This window comes from Streptomyces sp. NPDC090032 (assembly GCF_044748025.1).
Lineage (GTDB): Bacteria > Actinomycetota > Actinomycetes > Streptomycetales > Streptomycetaceae > Streptomyces.
In genome coordinates, this window is record NZ_JBIVFF010000007.1 from 59,256 (window position 1) to 78,401 (window position 19,146).

17 protein-coding genes are annotated in these 19,146 nt (G+C 71.1%); 14 read left to right on the forward strand and 3 right to left on the reverse strand.

What is annotated here, in order from left to right; all coding sequences use genetic code 11:
• Nucleotides 1–21 precede the first annotated feature (21 nt).
• The gene (locus tag ACIPWY_RS18390) at nucleotides 22–810 is read left to right on the forward strand and encodes an aspartate/glutamate racemase family protein (protein WP_362907589.1); all 789 of its coding nucleotides are present in this window, start codon (nucleotides 22–24) and stop codon (nucleotides 808–810) included.
• A gap of 105 nt (nucleotides 811–915) precedes the next feature.
• Complete coding sequence (locus ACIPWY_RS18395; protein ID WP_362907587.1) at nucleotides 916–1,467, forward strand: hypothetical protein; 552 nt, start codon at nucleotides 916–918, stop codon at nucleotides 1,465–1,467.
• A gap of 30 nt (nucleotides 1,468–1,497) precedes the next feature.
• On the opposite strand, the gene ACIPWY_RS18400 is transcribed toward ACIPWY_RS18395, so the two are convergent.
• Complete coding sequence (locus ACIPWY_RS18400; protein WP_401533906.1) at nucleotides 1,498–2,562, reverse strand: O-antigen ligase family protein; 1,065 nt, start codon at nucleotides 2,560–2,562, stop codon at nucleotides 1,498–1,500.
• Between the two features lie 224 nt (nucleotides 2,563–2,786).
• Between ACIPWY_RS18400 and lnt the strand changes: the two genes are divergently transcribed.
• The 4 genes from lnt to ACIPWY_RS18420 all read left to right on the forward strand — a co-directional run bounded on the left by lnt (nucleotide 2,787) and on the right by ACIPWY_RS18420 (nucleotide 7,756).
• On the forward strand, nucleotides 2,787–4,385 hold the full coding sequence (gene lnt / locus ACIPWY_RS18405) for an apolipoprotein N-acyltransferase (RefSeq protein ID WP_401533908.1): 1,599 nt from the start codon (nucleotides 2,787–2,789) through the stop codon (nucleotides 4,383–4,385).
• Between the two features lie 10 nt (nucleotides 4,386–4,395).
• Nucleotides 4,396–4,875, forward strand: a complete 480-nt coding sequence (locus ACIPWY_RS18410) for an NUDIX domain-containing protein (protein ID WP_362907581.1) — start codon at nucleotides 4,396–4,398, stop codon at nucleotides 4,873–4,875.
• Nucleotides 4,876–4,930: 55 nt separating this feature from the next.
• Nucleotides 4,931–5,722 carry a 3-hydroxybutyrate dehydrogenase gene (locus tag ACIPWY_RS18415; RefSeq protein WP_401533910.1) on the forward strand — a complete coding sequence of 264 codons (792 nt, stop codon included), beginning with the start codon at nucleotides 4,931–4,933 and terminating at the stop codon, nucleotides 5,720–5,722.
• A gap of 90 nt (nucleotides 5,723–5,812) precedes the next feature.
• Complete coding sequence (locus ACIPWY_RS18420) at nucleotides 5,813–7,756, forward strand: helix-turn-helix domain-containing protein (RefSeq protein ID WP_401533912.1); 1,944 nt, start codon at nucleotides 5,813–5,815, stop codon at nucleotides 7,754–7,756.
• A gap of 57 nt (nucleotides 7,757–7,813) precedes the next feature.
• On the opposite strand, the gene ACIPWY_RS18425 is transcribed toward ACIPWY_RS18420, so the two are convergent.
• Nucleotides 7,814–9,205, reverse strand: coding sequence for an MFS transporter (locus ACIPWY_RS18425; RefSeq protein WP_401533914.1), 1,392 nt, complete (start codon nucleotides 9,203–9,205; stop codon nucleotides 7,814–7,816).
• Nucleotides 9,206–9,853: 648 nt separating this feature from the next.
• Between ACIPWY_RS18425 and ACIPWY_RS18430 the strand changes: the two genes are divergently transcribed.
• Both ACIPWY_RS18430 and ACIPWY_RS18435 read left to right on the forward strand, forming a co-directional pair.
• Nucleotides 9,854–10,924 carry a hypothetical protein gene (locus ACIPWY_RS18430; protein WP_401533916.1) on the forward strand — a complete coding sequence of 357 codons (1,071 nt, stop codon included), beginning with the start codon at nucleotides 9,854–9,856 and terminating at the stop codon, nucleotides 10,922–10,924.
• Between the two features lie 263 nt (nucleotides 10,925–11,187).
• Nucleotides 11,188–11,973 carry a class F sortase gene (locus ACIPWY_RS18435; protein ID WP_401533918.1) on the forward strand — a complete coding sequence of 262 codons (786 nt, stop codon included), beginning with the start codon at nucleotides 11,188–11,190 and terminating at the stop codon, nucleotides 11,971–11,973.
• Nucleotides 11,974–12,200: 227 nt separating this feature from the next.
• Here the strand turns inward: ACIPWY_RS18435 and ACIPWY_RS18440 are convergent, their stop codons facing one another.
• Complete coding sequence (locus ACIPWY_RS18440) at nucleotides 12,201–13,955, reverse strand: FAD-dependent monooxygenase (RefSeq protein ID WP_362907569.1); 1,755 nt, start codon at nucleotides 13,953–13,955, stop codon at nucleotides 12,201–12,203.
• A gap of 230 nt (nucleotides 13,956–14,185) precedes the next feature.
• Here ACIPWY_RS18440 and ACIPWY_RS18445 point away from each other — a divergent pair, with 230 nt between their 5' ends.
• The 6 genes from ACIPWY_RS18445 (at nucleotide 14,186) to ACIPWY_RS18470 (ending at nucleotide 19,145) form a co-directional block, all read left to right on the forward strand.
• Nucleotides 14,186–15,310 carry a SchA/CurD-like domain-containing protein gene (locus ACIPWY_RS18445; protein WP_362907567.1) on the forward strand — a complete coding sequence of 375 codons (1,125 nt, stop codon included), beginning with the start codon at nucleotides 14,186–14,188 and terminating at the stop codon, nucleotides 15,308–15,310.
• A 66-nt stretch (nucleotides 15,311–15,376) separates the two neighbouring features.
• Nucleotides 15,377–15,856: a cupin domain-containing protein gene (locus ACIPWY_RS18450; RefSeq protein ID WP_362907565.1), complete on the forward strand. Its 480-nt coding sequence runs from the start codon at nucleotides 15,377–15,379 to the stop codon at nucleotides 15,854–15,856.
• The gene (locus ACIPWY_RS18455) at nucleotides 15,853–17,121 is read left to right on the forward strand and encodes a beta-ketoacyl-[acyl-carrier-protein] synthase family protein (RefSeq protein ID WP_362907563.1); all 1,269 of its coding nucleotides are present in this window, start codon (nucleotides 15,853–15,855) and stop codon (nucleotides 17,119–17,121) included. Before ACIPWY_RS18450 ends, ACIPWY_RS18455 begins: the two co-directional genes overlap by 4 nt.
• A complete protein-coding gene (locus ACIPWY_RS18460; protein WP_362907561.1) occupies nucleotides 17,118–18,365 on the forward strand; it encodes a ketosynthase chain-length factor in 1,248 nt (415 codons plus the stop codon). Before ACIPWY_RS18455 ends, ACIPWY_RS18460 begins: the two co-directional genes overlap by 4 nt.
• 26 nt (nucleotides 18,366–18,391) lie before the next feature.
• Nucleotides 18,392–18,667: an acyl carrier protein gene (locus tag ACIPWY_RS18465; protein WP_362907559.1), complete on the forward strand. Its 276-nt coding sequence runs from the start codon at nucleotides 18,392–18,394 to the stop codon at nucleotides 18,665–18,667.
• A gap of 1 nt (nucleotide 18,668) precedes the next feature.
• Nucleotides 18,669–19,145 (forward strand): SRPBCC family protein, encoded by a 477-nt coding sequence (locus ACIPWY_RS18470; RefSeq protein WP_362907557.1) that lies wholly within the window; start codon nucleotides 18,669–18,671, stop codon nucleotides 19,143–19,145.
• Nucleotide 19,146 lies beyond the last annotated feature (1 nt).

Genomic DNA, 19,146 nt, shown 5'->3' on the forward strand with positions numbered 1-19,146 from the left:
GCCATCGTCTATGGTTTCGGGGTGAAGATCGCGCTCATGGACTCGGGAATCGGACTCATCGCGGCCGCTGCCGCGGTACGGCGCCTGCGGCCCGACGCCGAGCTCGTCCTCTCCTCCGACCCTGACGGGATGCCGTGGGGGCCGCGCAGCCCGCAGGACGTCACCGCGCGGGCCCTGGCCGTCGCCGAGGCCGCCGCGGAGCACCGCCCCGACGCGCTGATCGTGGCGTGCAACACCGCCTCGGTGCACGCCCTGCCGGCACTGCGGGCCCGTCTCGAACCCGGGATCCCGGTCATCGGCACGGTCCCGGCGATCAAGCCGGCCGCCGCCGGCGCCGGACCCGTCGCCATCTGGGCCACCCCCGCCACCACCGGAAGCCCCTACCAGCGGGGACTGATCCGGGACTTCGCGGACGGCGTCGAGGTCACCGAGGTGCCCTGCCCGGGCCTCGCCGACGCCGTGCAGCACGCGGACGAGGACGCCATCGACAGGACGATCGCGGCCGCCGCGGCGCTCACCCCGACCGATGTAAGGGCCGTAGTCCTGGGCTGCACCCATTACGAACTCGTGGCGGAACGTATCCGCGCCGCCGTCCAGCAGCCCGGCATGCCGCCGCTCGCCCTGCACGGCAGCGCCGGAGCCGTCGCCGCGCAGGCACTGCGCAGGATCGGCGCCGGGCTCGACGCCGAGACCGGTGCGCAGGGCGCCCTCACCGTCCTCCTCAGCGGCCGCCCCTCCGCGCTGCCGCCCGCCGCACTCGCCTACGCGGAGGGCAGGCTGCTCCAGGCCACCGTCAGCCACGCACAGTGACGGCGGAGCCCGGATTGCGGGCACGGCCCAGGCGCCCCGGGGCTGTGCGCAATCACTCTCCGCTGCCCAGTGCCTTCACTGCGGAACATGAGTAGTCTCGATTCCATGAGGCACCACTCCGGTAGTGAGCGGCGCGCAACCGTCGTCCCCGAGGTCTGGACAGGCCGTGCACGCAACCGCGTGCAGTGGCTGGCAGCTCTGGGCGGCGCAGCGTGCCTGGCGCTCGGCATCGAGCTCGCCGTTGCTTCCCAGTGGACTTCCGGGATCGCCGCACTGGTGATGTCGGTGGTCGGCTGTATCGCCGCGGGTCTCCTGATCCTTTTCGGGACCCTCGCCTTCGTCCATGTGGCCGTGAAGGTCGACAAGGACTACCTGGAAGTGCGGTGCGGCCACATAGGAGTCCCGCGCCGCCGTATCCTGCTCGCCCATGTGGTGGGCGCCGAGTTCGAACCCAGAGTCACGCCCCGCCAGTGGGGTGGCTGGGGCTACCGCTGGCGCCCCGAGCAGGGCACCGCTGTCATCGTCCGGCGCGGCGAGGGCGTCGTGCTGATCCTGGGCGACGGCAGGAAGTTCACCGTGACCGTGGACAACGCGGAGGCCGCGGTCCGCGCCATTCACGCCCGGCTGGATCCCACCTCGATCGGCCCCATCCTCTGACGAGCCCCATCCTGACGGGCACCCGCACACTCACACACGGCCGCCCCGGACACGTTCCGGGGCGGCCGTAGTGCTGTACGGGGTCTCGTCGCCCCAGGGTCTCGCCGTCGCCACCCCGGCGAGCAGGCCCGCGCCCGCCGTGACGGTCGTGAAGCTCAGGGCGTTGCCGAGTGTCGCCAGGCAGGCGAGAGCGGTCAGCGCCGCGCCCGCCGTCAGCACCACCGGCGTGGAGCGCGCCGACCGCCACAGGGCGTACAGGAGCCAGCAGAACACCGCGGCCAGCAGGCAGAGGCCTACGAGTCCCTGTTCGGCGGCCTGCTGGAGCGGGGCGGAGTGCGGCTTGCCGTCGGGCAGCAGGGTCTCGCCGACCGTGGGGCTGAGCTCGCCGAAGCGGCCCGGACCCACGCCGAGGCCGGGATCCGATTCGGTCAGGCGCAGCGCGTCCTGCCACAAGAGGACCCTGTGCTGCGTGAGCTGCCCCTCCAGGGATGCGGCGAGTCCCGAGGGCAGTACGCCCTTCAGCAGAGCGAGCGTGAGTCCGCTCACCAGCCCGGTCACGAGGCCCAGGCCGGCGAGGCCGAGGCCCCGTCTGTGCCGCATCCCGACCGATGCGAGGGAGCACAGCAGCACGCCCGTGCACGTGGCGACACCGGCGATCGATCCGACGGCGGCAGCCGCTGCGGCGATGCCGCCGGCCAGCAGGAACAGGGCCGCGCGCACGGGCAGGCGCCGCGTCGCCCAGGCCGCGCAGCAGGCGGCCCCGGTGGAGAGCGCCAGGAGTGCGGCCGTCGCGCCGGTGCGGCCGAGCGGAGAGCCGGTGTCGGGCATCGCGTGCGGGGGCGCGAGGGCGAGTCCGAGGCCCGCGAAGGCCGCGGTGCAGGGTGCCGCCATGGGCAGCAGCGCGCCACAGATCCGCCCGCACGCGTAGCCCGCCGCCACGGCGAGCACCGCGAGCAGCACGCCCTCGGGTCTGCCCGCGTGGGCGGTCGCGGTGATCAGCGACCAGACAGCGCAGGCCCCCAGCGCGACGATGCCCGCCGCGTCGGCGACATTGCGCCGCTCGTCCTCCGTCGACGGACCGGCCGTCGACGACATCCCCGTGGTCCCCACCACCCCGTCGCCCCCCGACTGTGACGGGCCCCGAGCGTCGTGGCCGGATCCGGCCGTTCCTCGGGGACTGGGGCACACGGTAACGGCTGATGCACCGGTTTGTGGACGGGTTGCGCAGGAACGATGCTGCACGGAGTGGTCCGCGCGGCGGGCGCTACCCCCGTGGACCGCCGTGTCGCCCAGCGGATGACCCGCCGTACACTCCCCGAGTGACCGCCACCGCAACCTCCGTAGACGAGCCGGAACAGCTCGCTCCGCAGTCGGCGCCCGCCTCGCGCTGGGCCCGCCTGCCGCGACGGATCGCTCCGGCCGCCGCAGCGGTGCTCTCCGGAGTGCTGCTGTACGCCGGCTTCCCACCCCGTGAGCTGTGGTGGCTCGCGCCCCTGGCCCTCGCTCTCTTCGGGGCCTCCGTGTACGGGCGGCGGCTGCGCGCGGGGTTCGGCCTCGGCTTCCTCATGGGCCTCGGCTTCCTCGTGCCGCTCCTGTCGTGGACGGGCGTCGACGTCGGGCCGCTGCCGTGGCTGGCCCTCGCCCTCGCCGAATCGCTGGTCATGGCCCTGGCCGGGCTGGGCATCGCCTATGTCTCACGGCTGCCGCTGTGGCCGCTGTGGGCCGCGGGCGTATGGATCGCCGACGAGGCGCTGCGGGCACGCTTCCCGTTCGGCGGCTTCCCCTGGGGCAAGATCGCGTTCGGACAGCCCAGTGGCGTGTTCCTGCCGCTCGCCTCGCTGGGCGGCACCCCGCTGCTCGGCTTCGCGGTCGTCCTGTGTGGCTTCGGCCTCACCGCTCTCGCGCTGCGCCTCAAGGACGTACGCGGGGTACGTGACCGGGGCGTGGCCCTCGCCGCCGCGTTCACCGTCGCGCCCATCGTCGCCGGAGCGGCCGCGGCGTCCTTCGTCGCCACCGGGGCGGAGGACGGCACCGCGCGCGTCGCCGTCATCCAGGGCAACGTGCCGCGCATGGGCCTCGACTTCAACTCCCAGCGCCGGGCCGTGCTCGACTACCACGTACGGGAGACGATGAAGCTCGCCACGAAGATCAAGGCGGGCCAGGTCAAGAGGCCCGACCTCGTGTTGTGGCCGGAGAACTCCTCCGACATCGACCCCTACGTCAACCCCGACGCGTACGCCGAGATCGACAAGGCGGCCAAGGCGGTCGGCGCGCCCATCTCCGTCGGCGCCGTCGTCACCCTCAAGGACGGCACGCCGCGCAACCGCCAGATCCTCTGGGACCCGAAGACGGGCCCCGGCGCCGTCTACGACAAGCGGCAGCTCCAGCCGTTCGGTGAGTACATGCCGTACCGCAGCTTCTTCCGCATCTTCAGCAAGGACGTCGACCGCGCGGGCAACTTCGTGGCCGGCAAGAAGCCGGTCGTCTTCGACATGGCAGGCACCAGGATCGGCCCGGTCACCTGCTACGAGGCCGCGTTCGACTCCGTCGTGCGCGACCAGGTGGAGGCCGGGGCGCAGATCCTCTCCGTGCCCAGCAACAACGCCACCTTCGACCGCAGTCAGATGACCTACCAGCAGCTCGCCATGGACCGCGTGCGCGCCGTGGAGCACGGCCGCGCTGTGATGGTGCCGGTGACCAGCGGCGTCAGCGCGGTCATCAGGCCCGACGGATCCGTCGCCCAGCACACGGGCATGTTCGTCGCCGACACCCTGGTCGCCGAGGTGCCCAAGCGGACCTCGCTGACCCTCGCCACCCGCCTGGGCGGATGGCCGGAACTGCTGCTCGTGGCCGTCGGTGTGGGCGGTCTCGGCTGGGCCGTGGTGCGCTCCCGCCGGGGCACATCCGCCGCCGGATAGGGTCGCGGGCATGGCTACTCCAGAGTTCATCCGCACGATCCGGGCCACCGCCGGCCACCAGCTTCTTGTCCTGCCCGGTGTGAGCGCCGTCGTCTTCGACGACGACGGCAGGGTCCTGCTCGGGCAGCGCGCCGACACCGGCAAGTGGGCGGTCCTCGCCGGAATCCCGGAGCCGGGGGAGCAGCCTGCCGAGGCCGCCGTACGCGAGGTGTACGAGGAGACAGGCGTCGAGTGCGTGCCGGAGCGGGTCGTCCTGGTGAAGACCCTCAAGCCGGTGACGTACCCGAACGGCGACCAGTGCCAGTTCACCGACATCTCCTTCCGCTGCCGGGCGACGGGCGGCGAGGCCCGGGTCAACGACGACGAGTCCCTCGATGTGGGCTGGTTCGCGCTGGACGCGCTGCCGCCGCTGGGCGACTTCTGTCTGCTCCGGATCAAGCAGGCGGCCTCCGACGGGCCGACATGGTTCGAGACCATGTCCGAGCGCTGAAGTATGGGTGCTGACCACATCGGGCGGGGTACGAGCGCTGCCTAAGGTGCGGAACATGACCACGCCCAACGCACCCCTCACCGCGCCGCTCGATCTCGGCGGCCGCATCGCACTCGTCACCGGCGCCGCAGGCGGCATCGGCCGCGCCTGCGCGCTGCGGCTCGCCGCGGCCGGGGCCAAGGTGAGAGCGGTGGACCGGGACCGGGAGGGGCTCGACGCGCTGGCCGAGGAGGCCGACGCCACCCCCGGCGGCATCGAGCCGCGCGTCCTGGACCTCACCGACCTGGACGCGGCCGAGGAGTGCGGCGCGGGCGCCGACATCCTGGTCAACAACGCGGGCATCCAACTGGTGCGCCCCATCGAGGAGTTCCCGCCCGATGTCTTCCACACCGTCCTGACGGTGATGCTGGAGGCACCCTTCCGCCTGATTCGCGGCGCCCTGCCGCACATGTACGAGCAGGGCTGGGGGCGCATCGTGAACCTCTCCTCGGTCCACGGCCTGCGCGCCTCCGCGTTCAAGTCCGCCTATGTCGCAGCCAAACACGGCCTCGAAGGACTCTCCAAGACCGCCGCGCTCGAAGGCGCTCCGCACGGCGTCACCTCGAACTGCGTGAACCCCTCCTACGTCCGCACGCCGCTGGTCGAGAAGCAGATCGCCGACCAGGCCGCTGCCCACGGCATCCCCGAGGAACGGGTCCTGGCCGAGGTCATGCTCCAGGACAGCGCGCTCAAGCGGCTCATCGAACCCGACGAGGTCGCCGAGGCGGTCGCGTATCTGTGCAGCCCGCAGGCCTCGTTCATCACCGGGACGTCGCTCATTATGGACGGCGGCTGGACCGCACACTGATCACCCTCGCGGGTGGCGGCGATTCTCTGATCCATTGAGTTGTCCACAGGGCTGGCGGGGCCGACCGTACGACGGGTAATCCTGGTGAGCATGTCGCACGATCCAGCACAGTCCCCGTCAGGCCCCGCAGGCCCTGACCGCCCAGCGTCGAGTGCCGAGGCACCGTTCCTCGAGCTGCTCGCCCGGGGCGCGTCCGCCGACGCCTACGAACAGCCCGTGCTGATCGCCCGCGCCGAGGGCGAGCCGCAGGAGCGGGTCGACGCGCTCGAACACGCCAAGGGACTCGCCCTACGGGTCCGTGCCGACCTCGAAGGCAGGCGCCGCCGCGAGGCGGAGCTGTCCGCGCTCTTCGAGACCGCGCACGACCTCGCGGGCCTGCGCGACCTGGGCGCCGTCCTCCAGGCCATCGTGCAGCGCGCCCGCTCCCTCCTCGGCACGGACGTCGCCTACCTGACGCTGAACGACCCGGCCAGAGGCGACACCTACATGCGCGTCACCGAGGGCTCCGTCGCCGCGCACTTCCAGCAGCTCAGGCTCGGCATGGGCGAGGGGCTCGGCGGACTCGTCGCGCAGACCGCCCGGCCGTACGTCACCGCGAACTACGCGCACGACGTCCGCTTCAAGCACACGCACACCATCGACACCGGTGTCCACGACGAAGGTCTCGTCGCGATCCTGGGCGTGCCTCTGATGCTGGGCCCTCATGTCATCGGCGTGCTGTTCGCCGCGGACCGCCGGGCGCGGGTCTTCGAGCGGGAGCAGATCGCGCTGCTGGGCTCCTTCGCGGCGCTCGCCGCCGCCGCCATCGACACCGCGAACCTGCTCTCGGAGACGCGGGAGGCGCTCGGCGAGCTGGAGCGCGCCAACGAGATCATCCGGGACCGCGGCGACGTCATCGAGCGCGCGTCCGACGTCCACGACCGCCTCGCCGAACTCGTCCTGCGGGGCGGCGGCGTCCACGACGTGGCGGCAGCCGTCTCCCAAGTCCTCGACGGGACCGTGGAGTTCGCCGACGTGGTCACCGCCCCCGACAAACCCCTCGACGCCTCCCGCGCCGACGGGCACGCAGTGCGCGACGGGGACGACTGGGTCGCCGCCGTCGCGGCGGGCGGCGAACTCCTCGGCGCGCTCGTGCTGCGCGGCCACCCGGGACTCGACCCCGTCGACCAGCGCACCCTGGAGCGGGCCGCGATGGTCACCTCGCTCCTGCTGCTCGCCCGGCGCTCCGCCTCCGAGGCCGAACAGCGCGTACGGGGCGAGCTGCTGGACGACCTGCTCGACGCGCGGGACCGGGACCCGCGGCTGCTGAGGGAGCGCGCCGCCCGGCTGCACGCCGATCTGGAAGCCACCCATGTGGTCCTGGCCGCGCGTCTGGAGACCCCGGGCGCCGACGCCGAACAGGAGGCCGCCGCACGGCGCCGCCTGTGGTCCGCCGCGTCCCATCTCGCCGCCACCCGGCACGGTCTCGCCGCCGCGCGCGACGGTGGCACGGTCCTGCTGCTGCCCCTGAGATCCGCGGACCGGGCCTCCGACCTCGCCCGCCGCACCGCCAAGCACCTTTCCTCCGCGGTCCACGAGCAGGTCACCGTCGGCGCGTCGGCGCCCGTGGAAGACCTGACCACCCGCACCGACACCGTCGCGGCCGCCTATGCGGAGGGACAGCGCTGTCTGGACGCCCTGCGCCTGCTCGGCAGAGCGGGAGAGGGCGCCGCCGCCGAGGACTTCGGCTTCCTCGGCCTGCTGCTCGCTGAGAGCCGGGACATCTCGGGGTTCGTCGAACGCACCATGGGCGAGGTCGTGACGTACGACCGCCGCAGGGGGACCGACCTCGTGCGCACGCTCGACGCGTACTTCGCCTCGGGCATGAGCCCGGCCCGCACCAAGGACGCCCTGCACGTGCACGTGAACACGGTGGCGCAGCGCCTCGAACGTATAGGCCGCCTGCTCGGCCCCGACTGGCAGTCGCCCGCGCGTGCCCTTGAGATCCAACTCGCCCTGCGGCTGCACCGGTTGGCCGGGGCGATATCGGGCTGACGGAAGGCCCCCGTACTCGGAGCTCGTACGGGGGCCGGGGGAGCGAGGGGCGCCGGCTCAGGCGGTGCGGGCGTCCGCCGAGCGGGCCGCGGCCGACTTCTCGCCTACGGCGCTGTCCTCCTCGACATGGGCCAGGTCGCGGTGCCGGGTCTCCTTCGCGACGCCCACGGCGATGAGCGTCAGGACGGCGGCGGCGATCACGTACAGGGCGATCGGGGTGGAGGTGCCGTAGTCCGAGAGGAGCGCCGTGGCGATGAGCGGCGCGGGCGCTCCGGCGGCGACCGAGGCGAACTGCGCGCCGATGGAGGCGCCCGAGTAGCGCATCCGCGTCGCGAACATCTCGGAGAAGAAGGCCGCCTGCGGCGCGTACATCGCACCGTGCAGCACGAGGCCCACGGTCACGGCGAGGATCAGGTTCCCGAAGCTGCCGGTGTCGATGAGCGAGAAGAACGGGAACATCCACAGGCCCACGCCCGCGGCCCCGAGCAGGTACACGGGCCTGCGGCCGATCCGGTCGGAGAGCGCGCCCCAGGCCGGGATGACCGCGAAGTGCACGGCGGACGCGATGAGTACGGCGTTCAGCGCGGTCTGCTTGGAGACGCCGGCCGACGTGGTGGCGTACACGAGGATGAAGGCCGTGATGACGTAGTAGCTGATGTTCTCGGCCATGCGGGCGCCGATGGCGACGAGGACGTCGCGCCAGTGGTGGCGCAGTACGGCGACGAGCGGCGTCTTCTCGCTCGCGCCGCCCTGCGCGGCCTTGCGCGCCTCGGCCCGGGCCAGCGCCTCCTTGAAGACAGGTGATTCATCGACAGAGAGACGTATCCACAGTCCGACCATGACGAGTACGCCGGACAGCAGGAACGGGATGCGCCACCCCCACGAGGTGAAGGAGGAGTCGGAGATGAGCGCGGTCAGCAGGGAGAGCACGCCGGTGGCGAGCAGTTGCCCCGCGGGCGCGCCGGTCTGCGGCCAGGACGCCCAGAAGCCGCGGCGCTCGGCGTCCCCGTGCTCGGAGACGAGGAGCACGGCGCCGCCCCACTCGCCGCCCAGCGCGAAGCCCTGGACGAGGCGGAGCACGGTGAGGAGCACCGGAGCGGCCACGCCGACCGTGCCGTAGGTCGGCAGGAGGCCGATCGCGAACGTCGCCCCGCCCATCATGAGCAGGCTCAGGACCAGCAGCTTCTTGCGGCCGAGTCGGTCGCCGTAGTGACCGAAGACGAGCGCGCCGATCGGCCGGGCCGCGAATCCGACCGCGTACGTCAGGAACGAGAGGAGCGTGCCGACGAGCGGGTCGGAGTTGGGGAAGAAGAGCTTGTTGAAGACAAGTGCGGCGGCTGAGCCGTAGAGGAAGAAGTCGTACCACTCGATCGTGGTGCCGATGAGGCTCGCGGCGACGATCCGCCTGAGGCTCGCGGGCGGTGGGGGAGCGGTTGCTGCGGAGGCCATGTGGACCACTTCCAGGCGTTGGGCGGGGACGGGTACGTGTCGGCACAAGGTAGAAAGGCGCAGGTCAACGGCACATGTGGTGGGGCACCATAGTTTTGGGCGGTGCTATGCGGGGGGCCACCATGAGGAGACGGTGAACAGCGCCGAGCTCAGCGCGGGTCGGCGTGTCGCGACAGCGCCACCGCCACGGACCCCCGTAGCACTGGGCCAGGTGGATCAGACTGACCGTCAGCGACCGGGGAGGACGGATCGGACCCGGCGTCAGGAATGCGGGCCTGGCGGATCAGACCCGTCGTCAGGGATCAGACGGGCGCGGATCCGACCCTGCGTCAGCGATTCGGGTGCGCCCGGCCGGTGCATTCGAGGGGCTGGGTGCGCGCACACGTGTCGGGGCCGATCGGGTTGTGCCCGCGGCGGTTTGCGGGGGCGGAAGTGACGTGAGGCCTATGGCGAAATGCCTGGTCAGGATCTGTGGCCCGTCCATGAGCCGGGCGGTTGGAGGCCGATTGAGTGACGGCGTGTCTCTCCGCCGGGCGGGCCGCTCGAGTGGTGCGCGACTCGTATCTGGCTGACGGTGATCAGGTCGGGGCCGGGTAATTCGAGCTGACGAAGTGTTAGCGGCCTGGCTGCGGCGGAAGGACTTCGACGATGCGTTCAGCCCGCATGCTCCTCGCTACCGCGACGGCTACGGCCGCAATCGCGATCGCTGCTCCCGGCGCGTATGCCCTCGCCGCCGGCGACTGGAACAACGACGACGACTCCTCTTACAGCTCGGACCACGGCCAGGGCGGAGACCACGGCCAGGGCGGAGACCACGGCCAGGGCGGAGACCACGGCCAGGGCGGAGACCGCGGTGGTGACCGCGGTGGTGACCGTGGTGGTGACCGCGGTGGCGACCGCGGTGGTGACCGTGGCGGCTACGGCGGTGACCGTGGCGGTGACCGCGGCGGCTACGGCGGTGACCGTGGCGGTGACCACGGTGGCTACGGCAAGGGTGACTCCGAGCGTGACTCCTACGGCTCCGGCCACAACAAGCCCCGTGGTGGCATGCACACCGGCGGTGGCGCGCTCGCCATGGTGAAGGGCGACGACTGGAGCAAGGACGAGGGCGGCTCCGGCCGGGGTGACAAGGGTGGCTACGGCAACTCGGACGAGCACGGCTCCGGCAGGGGCGACAAGGGCGGTTACGGCAAGGACGACGAGGGCGGTTACGGCAGGGGCGGCGACCGTGGCGGTGACCGCGGCGGCGACCGTGGCGGCTACGGCAAGGGCGACTCCTACGGCTCCGGCGGCCACGACAAGGCCCGTGGTGGCGTGCACGCCGGCGGTGGCGCGCTCGCCATGGTGAACGGTGACGACTGGAGCAAGGACGAGGGCGGCTCCGGCCGCGGTGACAAGGGTGGCTACGGCAACTCGGACGAGCACGGCTCCGGCAGGGGCGACAAGGGCGGCTACGGCAAGGGAGACAAGGGCGGTTACGGCAAGGACGACGAGGGCGGCTACGGCAAGGGCGGCTACGGCAGGGGTGACTCCTACGGCTCCGGCGGCCACGACAAGGCCCGTGGCGGCGTGCACGCCGGCGGCGGTGCGCTCTCCACGGTGAACGGTGACGACTGGAGCACGCCGGGTATCACGGCAGGCGGCATGGCGGTCCTGGCGGTCGCCGCGGCCGGTGCGTACGCGATGCGCCGTAAGAGCGCGTCCAACCGTGCTTCCTGACCGATGCCCGTCATAGCGGCCGGGGCCGCCGCGTTCACACGTCGCGGCGGCCCGGCTGGCTTCCCGGCCGGGCTTCCCTGCCGCTCTGTTCCTCTTCGAAGCCGTCGGCCCATGGGCGTATGTGCGCATGTGCACATACGCGTTGACGTTCCCGAATCATTTACGCGGTTCCGAACCGCTTGCGCCGGTACCTAACTTTTTTGCACTGAACCCGATCTTCCTGTCCTTTTCCCGATCTGCTCGCTCCAGTGAGGTGGTGTCAGATGGCATCCCGGTTGCCTTCTCCCAAACAGACCGAGTCCGTGCCGCCCGGGCGCCTCTTCCGCCTCGGCGCGTGGGTCGTGTGGTCCGTCGGCATCGTCCTCATGGCGGTGAATCTGCTCAGCGGTCATGGCGAGTCGTCCGACACCTCCGACTCCTCCGGCGCATCGCGCCCCGCGGTGGCGCAAGCGCTGCCCTCGGAGGTTGCGCCACCCTCGGAGGTCGCGCCGCCGGCAGAGGTCGCGCCGCCCTCGCAGGTCGCGCCGCCGTCAAAGGCGGCGCCACCCTCGCAGGTCGCGCCGCCGGCAGCGCCCGTGGTGCCTGTCGGGAAGCATCTTCCGCGGGCCACGCCGACGCGGCTGAGCATCCCGAAGATCGGCGTGGACGCCCCCTTCACCAGCCTCGCCATCGGTCCGACGGGCCAGCTCCAGCCCCCGCCCGCCGCTGACACGAACCTGGTCGGATGGCAGGCCGACGGCCCGTCCCCGGGCGAGACGGGTACCTCGATCATCGCCGGGCATGTCGACACGAAGACGTCCGCCGCGGTGTTCGCCGGCCTCAGCGCCCTGAAGAAGGGGGACCGTTTCACGGTCAAGAGGGACGACGCGACCACGGCTTCCTTCGTGGTCGACAGCGTCGAGACGTTCGCGAAGAACAACTTCCCCAACGAGCGCGTGTACGGGGACACGCCTCAGGCCCAGGTCCGGCTGATCACCTGTGCCGGGGCGTACGACCACAAGAAGAAGGACTACACCGACAACCTGGTGGTCTTCGCCCATCTCGTCTGAGGTCGGCCGTAGTTGTCGGTTCCGGTCCAGGACCACCGCGAAAGGGCGTCGCAGCTCCTTCCCAGGAGCTTGCGACGCCCTTTCGCGCGGCCGGGCGACGAACCCGCCAAGACACGATCACCGGGAACTCGTCCTTCGCGGGCCTGCGCGGGGGAGTACGACCGAGACGAGATGGACTACACCGGTAGCCCGGTGTAGTCCATCTCGTCCGAGGTCGGCCGTAGTTGTCAGTCTCGGTCCAGGACCACCGCGAGGGCGTCCCGCAGCTCCTTCGCGGGAGCCTGCGACGGGCCTTCGGACCGCCACGCGACGAACCCGTCAGGGCGGACAAGAACCGCACCGCCCGGAGTGATGCCGTGGACCTCCGCCCAGTCCACATCGCCCGCGGGGGACACCTCGGCGTCGGGCCCACTGCCGATCCGGTACGAGTCGAGCGGCACGGACAGCCGCTTGGCGATGGCCGTCGCCGCGTCGTGCCAGGCACCGTCGCCGTTCCCTGAACTCAGGAGCACCAGCGACCGCTCGTACAGGTCGAGGGTGGAGATCCGGGTGCCGGCACGGTCCAGCCACATGTGGGGCGCGCGGCTCCCGGGCTCGCCCGTCAACCGCAGCCCCTCGGGTACGACCGGTGTCGCACGGTCGGCGCCGAGGACCGCGCCGCGCGTATAGCGGTAGCCCAGCGCCACGTTGAGGATTCCGCCCTTCTTGCCGCCGGGTCCGCCCGGTCCGCCGGCTCCCGGTCCGCCCGGTCCACCGGGTCCGCCGGCTCCCGGCCCGCCAGGGCGCCCAGTTCCCGGGCCTCCGGCTCCAGGGCCCCCGGCTTCCGGGCCAGGGGTGTATCCCGGGTGGCTGTGCTCGACCGATCGCGACGACGCGCGGGCGCTCGTCGCCTCCGCGACCGGCCGGCGTTCCAGGTCGTACGAATCCAGCAGACCGGGCCCTGCCCAGCCGCCCACCACGGCGGCCAGCTTCCAGGCGAGGTTGTGCGCGTCCTGGATGCCGGTGTTGGAGCCGAACGCTCCGGTGGGGGACATCTCGTGGGCCGAGTCGCCGGCGAGGAACACCCGGCCGTCCGAGTACCGTTCGGCGACCCTCTCGGCGGCGTGCCAGGCGGCCCGGCCGGTGATCTGCACATCGAGGTCCGGGACTCCGGTGGCCCGCCGGATGTGTTCCGCGCAGCGTTCGTCGGTGAACTCCTCGAGCGTTTCCCCGTGTTCGGGGTGCCAGGGAGCGTGGAACACCCAGTGCTCACGGTTGTCGACCGGCAGGAGCGCGCCGTCGGCCTCCGGGTTCGTGAGGTAGCACACGATGAAGCGCCGGTCGCCGACGACTTCCGCGAGGCCGCGCGAGGTGAACGTGACGCTCACGTTGTGGAACAGATCGCCCGGACCGCTCTGCCCGATGGACAGCCGCTCACGGATCGGGCTGCGCGGGCCGTCCGCCGCGACGAGGTAGTCCGCCCGGACGGTGGTGTGCTCGCCCGTGTCGCGGCTCTTGAGCTGCGCGGTCACACCCTGGTCGTCCTGCTCGAAAGACATCAGTTCCGTGTGGAACCGCAGATCCCCGCCCAGCTCGCGCGCGCTCTCCAGGAGTACCGGCTCGAGGTCGTTCTGGCTGCACAGACACCATCCGCCGGGGCTGAAGCGGGCGAGCCCGCCACCGGGGTCGATCTCCTTGAACAGCCACTCGCCGGCGTCGCCCACCAGGGTCGGCGCCTGCAGGATGCCGTGGTTGTCGGCCAGGACCGACGCGGCGTCCTCGATGCGCTGCTGGATCCCGGCCACCCGGAACAACTCCATCGTGCGCACGTTGTTGCCACGCCCACGGGGATGGATCGACGTGCCCGAGTGGCGCTCGACGAGCATGTGCGGGACGCCGAGACGCCCCAGGAACAGCGAGGTCGACAGGCCCACCAGGGAGCCACCGACCACGAGCACCGGCACGTGCTGAACGCCCTCGTGGTCCTCTTCCGATCGGTTCATTGATTGCCTCCAGCTGCAGCCGCGGGTGAGTCGGGGGTGGGGAACCAGTCCATGCCGCACCGTGTCGCTTCGCCCTCTGGCGCACCCGGATGGGTGCCTTGGTCACCCATACGGCGCCCGCGGTTCGCGCCCCCCGAGGGCGCGATCAACGATCGGCTCATGGCGACCCCGGCATTTCGGACGCGGTGGTCGTTCCTGATCTTCTGTGACGAAGAGGAGAGGTGTCCCGTATGACCCCGATCTCAGGACGCATATCGCAGTCGGCTTTCGACGGTTCCAGGCTGCGAGTGATTCTTCTGCTCGATCTGTACGAGGGAGCCCAGCAGCAGTTCCTGGACGCGTACGAGCACATGCGCAATCAGGTCGCTTCCGTGCCCGGTCACCTCAGTGACCAGCTCTGCCAGTCGATCGAGAACCCCTCGCAGTGGCTCATCACCAGCGAGTGGGAGAGCGCCCCGCCCTTCCTTGCGTGGGTGAACAGCGAGGAGCACGTCGAGACCGTCAGGCCGATGCACAGCTGCGTCAAGGACACCCGCTCGATGCGCTACAGCATCCTCCGGGAGACCAACCCCGCCGACCCGGTCACGTCCGCGCCGGCGGCGGCGAACGCGGTGGCGGCCCGGGTGGGCGACGGCGCGGCGCGTCATGCACTTACCTTCACCGTCAAGCCGGGCTCCGAGTCGAAGGTCGCGGAGATCCTGGCCGGGTATCAGTCGCCCCAGGCCCAGGTCGACGATTCCACGCGCCTGCGCCGCACTTCGCTCTTCATGCACGGCAACCGTGTGGTGCGGGCCGTGGAGGTGGAGGGCGACCTCCCCGCCGCGCTGCGCCATGTTGCCCGTCAGCCCGAGGTGCGGGCGGTCGAGGAAGCCATCAACCCCTACCTCGAACAGCACAGGGACCTGACCGACGACGATTCGGCGCGCGTCTTCTTCACCCGGGCCGCGCTCCCGGCCGTCCACCACGTGGTGTCCGACATTCCGGTACCGGCCGACCTGCGGCGTCACGCCCTGTTCTACCCGGCCAAGAAGGGCTGCGGGATGGACCTCGCCCGGCTGCTGTCGCAGCAGGACGCGACCGCGGCGGACGACCCGGACAACCCGGTGTACGGCAGCACGGTCTTCCAGCGCGACGACATCGTGGTGCGTCTCATCGACATCACGGGTGAGCTGGACAGCGACCCCGCCGCCTCCCTCGGCCTCAAGGGCGGGAAGAAGAGCGCGGAGCTCGAGCGGCTCCTCGACGGCGCCGCGATCGGCGTCGAGGGCTCGCTGCAGACGGAGCGCAACATCAACCGGCTCCTGTCGCACGCCGACATGATGCCCATCACCGACCGCAGCTCGGCGGGTTCCTGACGGACAACTGCGGGGTGTCCGAGGGCACGGCCCCGGACGCCACCGCCGCACCCGGAGGTATCAACCATGACCAAGAATCCACACATCGTGGACCTGAGCGAGACCGAACCCAACCGCCGGCGAGGAGGTGATCTGCGGGCCATGCTCACGCCGGCGACGGTCGGCTCCACCAGCGGCTTCATGGGCCTGGCCATCGTCCAGCCCGGCGAGCGCATCGGCGAGCACTACCACCCGTACTCGGAGGAGTTCGTCTACGTCGTCAACGGCGCCCTCGAGGTGGACCTGGACGGCGAGACACATGAACTCCGCCCGGACCAGGGCCTGTTGATCCCGATCAACATGCGCCACCGCTTCCGCAACGTCGGCGACGTGGAGGCCCGTATGGTCTTCCACCTCGGCCCGCTCGCCCCGCGTCCCAGCCTCGGCCACGTCGACACGGAGGTGACCGAGGGCGCCGAATCCGGCCCCGGGTTCATCACCGGTGGCCCGGACGTGTCCGCGCCAGACAACGGACAGGTGTCCGAGCGAAGTGGGGCCATAAGGTGACCCGGCGGGTGGCTGTCACCGGAGTCGGTGTAGTCGCCCCGGGTGGTATCGGGGCGAGCGCGTTCTGGGACCTTCTGGCCAACGGCCGTACGGCGACCCGAGGCATCACGCTGTTCGACCCGGTGGGCCTGCGCTCACGCATCGCCGCCGAATGCGACCTGGACCCGGTCGCGCACGGACTCGACCCCGACCTGGTCGAACACGCCGACCGGTACATACAGTTCGCGGTCATCGCCGCCGGAGAAGCCGTCACGGACTCGGGACTCGACACCGGAGTCGAGGACCCCTGGCGCATAGGCGTCTCCCTCGGCAGCGCCATCGGCGGCACCACCCGCCTGGAGCAGGACTACGTGCGGGTCAGCGCGGGCGGGCAGCGGTGGGACGTGGACCACCGCGCCGCCGAACCGAAACTCCACATGGCGTTCTCGCCGAGCACACTCGCCTCGGTCGTCGCCGAACAGTTCGGTGCCCAGGGCCCGGTGCAGACCGTGTCCACGGGCTGCACCTCCGGGCTCGACGCGGTCGGTTACGCCTTCCAGACCATCGAGGAAGGCCGGGCCGACATCTGCATCGCAGGGGCGTCGGACTCGCCGATCTCCCCGATCACGATGGCGTGCTTCGACGCCATCAAGGCGACGTCGCCCAACAACGACGATCCCGCGCACGCCTCCCGCCCCTTCGACGCCGACCGCAACGGCTTCGTGATGGGTGAAGGCGCCGCGGTGCTCGTCCTGGAGGACTACGAGCACGCCCGTGCCCGCGGCGCGCACATCTACTGCGAACTCAGCGGCTACGCCACCTTCGGCAACGCCTACCACATGACCGGTCTGACCAGCGAAGGGCTGGAAATGGCGAGGGCGATCGACAGCGCGCTCGGCCAGGCCCGTATCGACCCCACGCTGATCGACTACGTCAACGCCCACGGTTCGGGCACCAGACAGAACGACCGCCACGAGACGGCCGCCGTCAAGGTGTCCCTGGGGGCCCACGCGTACGAGACACCCATGAGCTCCATCAAATCCATGGTGGGGCACTCCCTGGGCGCGATCGGCGCGATCGAGGTGGTCGCCTGCGTCCTGGCCATGAAGCACCAGGTGGTGCCGCCCACGGCGAACTACGAGACACCCGACCCCGAGTGCGACCTCGACTACGTACCGCGCACCGCGCGTCCGCGAAAGCTGCGGAACGTGCTCTCCGTCGGCAGCGGATTCGGCGGATTCCAGTCCGCGGTGCTCCTGACGGAACCAGGTGGGAGGACACGATGAGCACGGAACGCGCCCGCGGCGCGGCCATCACCGGAATCGGTGTGATCGCGCCCAACGGACTGCATGCCGACGCCTACTGGAAATCTGTCCGGGAGGGCCTCGGCGCCCTGGACCGGATCACCCATGAGGGATGCCAGGACCTGCCGCTCCGCGTCGGGGGTGAGGTCCGCGGCTTCGATCCCGCGGACCTCATCGAGGAGCGGTTCCTGGTCCAGACGGACCGGTTCACCCACTTCGGGATGGCCGCCGCTGGGCTCGCCCTCGACGACGCCGGGCTCGGCCGCGGTGACCCCGCGGACCCGTACTCCATAGGCGTGGTCACGGCGGCCGGATCCGGTGGCGGTGAGTTCGGGCAGCGAGAGCTCCAGAAGCTGTGGGGGCAGGGCTCCAAGTTCGTGGGCCCCTACCAGTCCATCGCCTGGTTCTACGCCGCCAGCACCGGACAGATATCCATCTGGAGCGGCTTCAAGGGGCCGTGCGGAGTGGTCGCGAGCGACGAGGCCGGAGGCCTGGACGCCATCGCGCACGCGGCCCGCGACGTGAACCGCGGAACCGGCGCCATGGTCGTCGGATCCGCCGAGGCGCCCCTCGCCCCGTACTCGATGGTCTGCCAGCTCGGCTACCCCGAGCTCAGCACCGCCGAGGAACCCGACCGCGCCTACCTGCCCTTCACCAAGGGAGCCCGCGGGTTCGCGCCTGCCGAGGGCGGCGCGATGCTCGTCGTCGAGGACGGGACCCGCGCCCGCGAACGGGGGGTGGACATCCGGGCCGTGGTGGCCGGCCACTCGGCCACCTTCACCGGCGCCTCCCGCTGGGAGCAGTCCCGAGAGGGGCTCGCCCACGCGATCAAGGGCGCACTCGACGAGGCGAACTGTGCCCCCGAGGAGATCGACGTCGTGTTCGCCGACGCGATGGGCGTCCCGGAGGCGGACCGTGCCGAGGCGCTGGCCATCGTCGACGCCCTGGGCGCGCACGGCAGCCGCGTTCCCGTCACAGCACCCAAGACGGGTATCGGGCGGGCCTACTGCGCGGCACCCGTGCTGGACGTCGCGGCCGCGGTGTTCGCGATGGAGAGCGGCCTCGTACCCCCCACCCCCAACGTGTTCGACATCTGCCATGACCTCGACCTGGTGATGTCTCGCGCTCGCCCCGCCGAGCTGCGCACGGCCCTGGTCCTCAGCAGGGGACTCATGGGCTCCAACGCGGCGCTGGTACTGCGCCGCGGCGGCGACTCCGCCCGGTAGGACCGGGCGGGAAGGAGAAGACTCGCATGATCACCGCAGAACTGACCTTCGAAGAACTGGCCGGCCTGATGAAGAAGGCGGCCGGAGTCACCGTGGACCCCGTGCTGCTCCAGCAGTCGCCGGACTCCCCGTTCGACTCCGTCGGCCTCGACTCGCTCGGCCTGCTCGGCATCGTGGGCGAGCTCGAGAACCGCTCCGGCCAGTCGCTTCCCCCGGACTCGGAGCGCTGCAAGACGCCCCGCGAGTTCATCGACCTCGTCAACAGCACCCTCAGGAACAGCACCCTCAAGGCGGGAGCCTGACATGTCAGGACACACGGAGAACAGCATCACCATCGACGCCCCCCTCGACCTCGTCTGGGACATCACCAACGACATCGAGAACTGGCCGCAGCTCTTCAGCGAGTACGCGTCCCTCGAAGTCCTCTCCCGTGAGGGCGACAAGACGACCTTCCGCCTGACCATGCACCCGGACGACAACGGGAAGGTCTGGAGCTGGGTCTCGGAGCGGACCGTGGACCGCGCCAAGCAGAGCGTGCGTGCCCGCCGCGTCGAGACCGGTCCCTTCGCGCACATGGACATCCGGTGGGACTACACGGAGACCCCGGAAGGCACCCGCATGGACTGGGTGCAGGACTTCGCGATGAAGCCCGAGGCCCCGGTCGACGACGCCTGGATGACGGACAACATCAACCGCAACTCCGTCACGCAGATGGGCCTCATCCGCGACCGGATCGAGCGCGTCGCCCGTGACCGGCAGAACGCCGCCGTATCCCGCTGAT